Origin of the sequence: Acidisphaera rubrifaciens HS-AP3 (genome assembly GCF_000964365.1) — a bacterium.
GTDB classification, from domain to species: domain Bacteria; phylum Pseudomonadota; class Alphaproteobacteria; order Acetobacterales; family Acetobacteraceae; genus Acidisphaera; species Acidisphaera rubrifaciens.
Map to the genome: position 1 here is coordinate 1 of NZ_BANB01000188.1, position 5,372 is coordinate 5,372.

The window sequence follows — 5,372 nt, forward strand, 5'->3', positions numbered from 1 at the left end:
CCGCTGCTGCCGGTCTGGCTCTATTACGTGGCGGGCGTGCCGACCCTGGTGCTGATGCTGCGCGGGCGGGTGGGGCCGCTGCCGCGCGTGGCGGACTGGCCGCTGCTGGCGGGCGTGGGTCTCGCGGGGTCGGGCGCCTATCTCGCGTTCTGCGCCGGGCTTGAGACGGGCGCGGTCGCGGTGGTCACGGTGCTGTCGTCGCTGGCGAGCGGGGTCGCAATCCTGCTCGCGCGCGCGTTCCTGCATGAGCGTCTGGCGGCGCATCAATGGGCCGGGGCCGCCGGCATCCTGGCAGGCCTCGCCCTGGTGAACGCCGGCTGAGGGCGGCTGGACAAGGCATGGGCGCGCGGCGGAGGGTGCGGCCTTTCCCAGCCGGAGCCAGGACACCGCCATGATGTTCGACATGCAGGCACTCGGGCCGCAGGACACGTACAAGCTGCTGGTCGCGACCGTGGTGCCGCGCCCGATCGCCTGGGTCACCACGCTGGACGCGGACGGCGTCCTGAATGCCGCGCCCTATTCGTTCTTCAACGCGATGTCGGGCTCGCCGCCCGTCGTCTGCTTCGGCATCGGCGGACGCCGCCCGGCGGATGCCAAGGACACAGGTAACAACATCCGCGCGACCGGTCAGTTCGTGGTGAATCTCGTGAGCTACGACACGGCCGAGGGGATGAATGTCTGCGCGATCGACTTCCCGCCCGAAGTGGACGAACTGCATCAGGCCGGGCTGACGGCCATCCACAGCGAGCGCGTGCGCCCGCCGCGCATCGCGGAGAGCCCCGTCAGCATGGAGTGCGAGAGGCTGGTGCTGGTCGATGTCGGTATCGACCGCACCGTGGTGATGGGCACGGTGGTCGCCATGCACGTGCGCGACGACTGCGTGCTGGACGCGGCGAAGTGCTACATCGACACGCCGAAGCTCGATCTCGTCGGACGCATGCACGGACGCGGCTGGTATGCGCGCACGACCGACCGGTTCGAGATGCCGCGCATCGACGTCGCGTCGTGGAAGCTGCGGCCATAGGCGGCGGAAAGGCAGGGCCGCGCCGCGGCCCTGCCTCCGGGAGGTGCGGTCAGATCTCGCCGCGCTTCATCATCGCCGTCATGTTGTCGGCCTGACGGATCGCAAGCGAGACGATCGTCAGCGTCGGGTTGCAGGCCGCACCGGTGGTGAACTGGCTGCCGTCGGACACGAACAGGTTCTTGATGTCGTGCGTCTGGCCGTATTTGTTCACCACGCCGTCGCGCGGATTCTCGCTCATCCGGTTGGTGCCCATGTTGTGGGTGCTCGGATAGGGCGGCGTCGGGAAGGTGCGCACCGCGCCCACCGCGTCGTAGATCGCGGCCCCCTGCTTGTAGGCGTGGTTGCGCATGGCGACGTCGTTGTCGTGATCGTCGAAATGCACCGAGGCGACGGGCAGGCCGTACTGATCCTTGGCCACCGGATCGAGCGTCACGCGGTTGGTCTCGCGCGGCATGTCCTCGCCCACGATCCAGAGCCCCGCCATGTTGGCGTAGTCGTCGAGCGCGCTGGTGAACGGACGGCCCCAGGCGCCGGGATTGAGAAAGGCCGCCATGAACGGCAGGCCCAGACTGAGCGTCTCCAGCTCGTAGCCGCCGACGAAGCCGCGCGACGTGTCGAGCCGCGCCTCGTCGCGCACGATGCCGGCCATCGTCGTGCCGCGATACATGTGCACCGGCCGCTCGAACACCGCGTAGACCGAGCCTGTCATGTGGCGCAGATAGTTGCGCCCGACCTGACCGGAGCTGTTGGCCATGCCGTCGGGATACTTGCTGCTCGCGCTGTTGAGCAGCAGGCGCGGGCTTTCGATCGAGTTGCCGGCGACCGCGACGATGCGCGCCTTCTGCCGCTGGTGCTGGCCGTTGGCGTCGGCATAGACGACGCCCGTTACCTTGCCCGACGCGTCATGCTCGATATGCAGCGCCATGCAGGCGGGGCGCACCTCCAGGTTGCCGGTCGCCTCGCCCTTGGGGATTTCCGTGTACAGCGTCGACCACTTGCCGCCAGACTTGCAGCCCTGGAAGCAGAAGCCGATCTGCTGACACGCCCCGCGCCCGTCGCGGGGCTGGCTGTTGATCGACATGTTGCCGGTGTGGACTTCCTTGTACCCGATCTTGCGGGCACCGGCCTCCAGCACCTTGTAGTTGTTGTTGCCGGGCAGCCGCGGGATGTTGTTGGTCCCGGTGGTGCCCATCTTGTACTCGGCCTTGGCGTAGTACGGCTCCATCTCCTCGAGCGTGATGGGCCAGTCGAGCAGGCTCGCGCCGGCGAGCGTGCCGTATGTCGTCTTGGCCTTGAACTCGTGTGGCTGGAAGCGCAGCGACGCGCCGGCCCAGTGGACGGTCGAGCCGCCGACCGACTTCACGATCCATGCCGGCAGGTTCGGGAAATCCTTGTGCACGCGCCACGTGCCGGACGTCGTGCGCATGTCCTTCCACGCGAGCTGCGCGAAGCTTGCCCATTCGTCGTTGATGAAGTCCGGGATCTCGTGCCGCTTGCCGGCTTCGAGGATGACGACCTTCACCCCCTTCTGTGCCAGCTCGTTGCCGAGCGTACCGCCGCCGGCGCCGGAGCCGACGATGACGACGACGCTGTCGTCGTTCTGATCGAACTTGTTGGCCATTGTGATGTTCCCCCCGCGCCCGCGCTCAGACCGACGACAGCCAGTCGATGTCGTTGAAGCCGCGGTGGATGTAGCCGCCCTTGTCGGCAGACGCGCCCTCGTAGCCGAATTTCGGCCACACGGCCTTCTGGTTGTAGAGCGTCACTATCAGGTCGGAGCGGACCTTCTTGAAGAAGGGCGTGTCCTCGTTCGCGCGCAGCACGCCCACGCGCTGCTCCTCCCACGCGAGGCCGATATAGGTGACGCCGTGCCTGTTCTGCGAATCGGCGTCGAGACGGGCGATGCCCTCCTCCAGCATCGTGCGCAGCGCCGCGTCGCCGCCGGCCTGCGCGTCGTACGGCTTGATCGCGTTGACGTAATAGATGTCGGCCAGATGGTCGTGCGGATAGATGTCGCGCGCCATGCGCACCAGCGACGCCATCGTGTGCGGCGTCAGGTGGCTCGCGTCCTGCGCCCATGCCGCATCGGCGCTGATGGCCGCGGCGACGAAGCCTCCGCTCGCGAGCGCCGCCGCGGGCACGGCGGCGGCACCGCCGCGCAGCACCGTGCGCCGGCTGACCCGCGTGCGCTTGTCGATTTCTCTCATTGTCGTTGTCCCCCCAAAAATCCGGTTCGTTTGGTTACCTGAAGCGGCCGTGACGCTGGAGCACCTCGATCTGATAGCCGTCGGGATCGGCGACGAAGAAGAAGCGCGCCATCAGGCCGCCGTCGCGATGAAACTCCTTGATCGGGCGCGGCGACAGGCCCTGTTCGGTGAAGCGGGCGTGCTCGGCGTCGAGGTCGGACACCGAATAGGCGATGTGGCCGTAGCCGTTGCCGAGGTCGTAGGGCTCCGTGCGGCCGTGATTGATCGTCAGCTCCAGCTCGAACGGACTGCCCTCGCCCACCAGATAGACCAGCGTGAAGCCGTCGAAGTCATAGCGGTCGGCGACCGTCATGCCGAAGCCGCGGCGGTAGAAATCGACGGACCGCGCCTCGTCGAGGACGCGGATCATCGAATGGATCGTCTTGGCCATCAGTGCTGTTCCTTGAGGTAGCCGATGATCGTGTGGCGCACCGTCGGATCATCCTGGTGATAGAGCATCACCGCGCCCGGTATCATCGCCTGCGGGTTGGTCAACCAGCGATCCAGATGCGCCTCGTCCCAGACCCAGTCGGCCTTGGCGAAGCCGGCGGAGTATTTGAATCCGGGATAGGTGCCGGCGCGCCGCCCATAGACGCCGAACAGGTTCGGCCCCTGCCGGACCTCGTCGCTTTTCTGCGCGATGTGGCAGGTGCCGCACTGATTGGCGAACAGCGTCGCGGGATCGGGCTTCGCGTCGTCGTCGGACGGCAGCGGGATCTGCGCGCGCGCCGCCGCGGCGCACAAGATGACCGACACCGCGATGCCGGACGCCAGACTCGCCAACGACGCCTTTCGCACGTGCCCCCCGATCGCGCTCCGTTACAGCGACGGTAGGGAGGGCGTGACGGGCGCGGGTAGTATCAGGCTACGACAACCGGTTCCGCCCGCCCGGCGCCCTGTCCGCCGACCCGCTCGCCGCCCTGCGCGGGCTCGCGTCCCGGCGCCGGCATGCGCGCGTCGCGACGGGCCGCCACCTGCGCCGCGTGCAGGTCCTGGTTGTTCAGGAAATGCAGGCAGGTGACGCGCAGGAAGCTCGCGAAATTGGCGACCCCGCCCTGCCGTTCCATGATTTCGTCGTGCAGCACGGAGACGAACCGGTTGAGCGACATGCCCTCGCGGCCGGCGATTTCCTCAAGGATGTCCCAGAAAGCCGCCTCCAGCCGCACGGATGTCGCGTGGCCGTGCAGGCGCATCGGCCGCGTCTCGGCGGCGTAGGAGGCCGGGTCCTGGCTCGCGAACAGGCGGCACATGCGACGCTCCTCGTTCTGGGCGGCCGTTGGCGCAGCCGCGGTTGTTGCTTGGCCGCCATCATGCGGCGCGACCCGCGCGGCGGCAACCGTGGCGGGTCCGCACGGCCGTGGCGGGGCTTGCCTCCCGCATCGCCGCGTTCCAATTCTCGCGACATGCAGATCGCCCGCACCCGCGAGGACCTCGCCCGCGCCCTGTCCGCCCTGCGTCGCGACGGTCGTACCCTCGGCTTCGTGCCGACCATGGGCGCGCTGCACGCGGGTCACGTGGCGCTGCTCGCGCGCGCCCGGGCGGAGTGCGACGCGACCGCCGCCTCGATCTTCGTCAACCCGCTGCAGTTCGGGCCGAACGAGGATTTCGCCCGCTATCCGCGCGACGAGGCGGGCGATCTGGCGACGCTGGATGCGGCGGGATGCGACGTGGCGTGGCTGCCGGACGTCGCGACCATGTATCCGCCCGGATCGGCCACCGCGATCGAGGTCACGGGCCCGGCCGAGGGGTGGGAGGGCGCGGTCCGCCCCGGCCATTTCCGCGGCGTCGCCACCGTCTGCGCGCGGCTGTTCGGGCAGGTGCGTCCGACCCACGCCTATTTCGGCGAAAAGGACTGGCAGCAGGTGCAGGTGGTGCGGCGCATGGTCGCCGACCTCGCGCTGCCGCTCGAGATCGTCGCCGTCCCCACGGTGCGCGAGGCCGACGGCCTCGCGCTGTCGTCACGCAACCGATACCTCGCCCCCGCCGAGCGGGAGGGCGCGCCGCGCCTGTACTCGGTCATGCGCGGCGCGGCCGCCGCCATCGTGTCCGGCGCGGACGTGGCCGACGCGCTGGGGCAGGCCCGCGCGGCGCTGGAACAGGCG

The 5,372-nt window shown here is 69.0% G+C and carries 8 protein-coding genes; 3 read left to right on the forward strand and 5 right to left on the reverse strand.

What is annotated here, in order from left to right; translation table 11 throughout:
• On the forward strand, positions 1-321 hold a 321-nt coding region (locus B8460_RS06775; protein WP_048860824.1), incomplete at its 5' end, for a DMT family transporter.
• Positions 322-391: 70 nt separating this feature from the next.
• The gene (locus B8460_RS06780; protein WP_048860825.1) at positions 392-1,024 is read left to right on the forward strand and encodes a flavin reductase family protein; all 633 of its coding nucleotides are present in this window, start codon (positions 392-394) and stop codon (positions 1,022-1,024) included.
• Between the two features lie 49 nt (positions 1,025-1,073).
• Here the strand turns inward: B8460_RS06780 and B8460_RS06785 are convergent, their stop codons facing one another.
• The 5 genes from B8460_RS06785 to B8460_RS22855 form a co-directional block, all read right to left on the reverse strand.
• Entirely contained in the window at positions 1,074-2,645 is a 1,572-nt protein-coding gene (locus B8460_RS06785; protein ID WP_048860826.1) for a GMC family oxidoreductase, read from the reverse strand.
• A 25-nt stretch (positions 2,646-2,670) separates the two neighbouring features.
• Positions 2,671-3,231: a gluconate 2-dehydrogenase subunit 3 family protein gene (locus B8460_RS06790; RefSeq protein ID WP_048860827.1), complete on the reverse strand. Its 561-nt coding sequence runs from the start codon at positions 3,229-3,231 to the stop codon at positions 2,671-2,673.
• A 34-nt stretch (positions 3,232-3,265) separates the two neighbouring features.
• Complete coding sequence (locus B8460_RS06795) at positions 3,266-3,661, reverse strand: VOC family protein (RefSeq protein WP_048860828.1); 396 nt, start codon at positions 3,659-3,661, stop codon at positions 3,266-3,268.
• Positions 3,661-4,053 carry a c-type cytochrome gene (locus B8460_RS06800; RefSeq protein WP_199445572.1) on the reverse strand — a complete coding sequence of 131 codons (393 nt, stop codon included), beginning with the start codon at positions 4,051-4,053 and terminating at the stop codon, positions 3,661-3,663. The genes B8460_RS06795 and B8460_RS06800 overlap by 1 nt, the downstream gene beginning before the upstream one ends.
• A gap of 77 nt (positions 4,054-4,130) precedes the next feature.
• Entirely contained in the window at positions 4,131-4,520 is a 390-nt protein-coding gene (locus B8460_RS22855; protein ID WP_084623301.1) for a ribbon-helix-helix domain-containing protein, read from the reverse strand.
• 153 nt (positions 4,521-4,673) lie between these two features.
• Between B8460_RS22855 and panC the strand changes: the two genes are divergently transcribed.
• On the forward strand, positions 4,674-5,372 hold a 699-nt coding region (gene panC / locus B8460_RS06810), incomplete at its 3' end, for a pantoate--beta-alanine ligase (protein WP_048860829.1).

Bases quoted from the DNA above. Each gene is read 5' to 3' on its own strand.
- B8460_RS22855 (WP_084623301.1), bottom strand. From the start codon at position 4,520: ATGTGCCGCCTGTTCGCGAGCCAGGACCCGGCCTCCTACGCCGCCGAG.
- B8460_RS06790 (WP_048860827.1), bottom strand. From the start codon at position 3,231: ATGAGAGAAATCGACAAGCGCACGCGGGTCAGCCGGCGCACGGTGCTG.
- B8460_RS06780 (WP_048860825.1), top strand. From the start codon at position 392: ATGATGTTCGACATGCAGGCACTCGGGCCGCAGGACACGTACAAGCTG.
- B8460_RS06795 (WP_048860828.1), bottom strand. From the start codon at position 3,661: ATGGCCAAGACGATCCATTCGATGATCCGCGTCCTCGACGAGGCGCGG.
- B8460_RS06785 (WP_048860826.1), bottom strand. From the start codon at position 2,645: ATGGCCAACAAGTTCGATCAGAACGACGACAGCGTCGTCGTCATCGTC.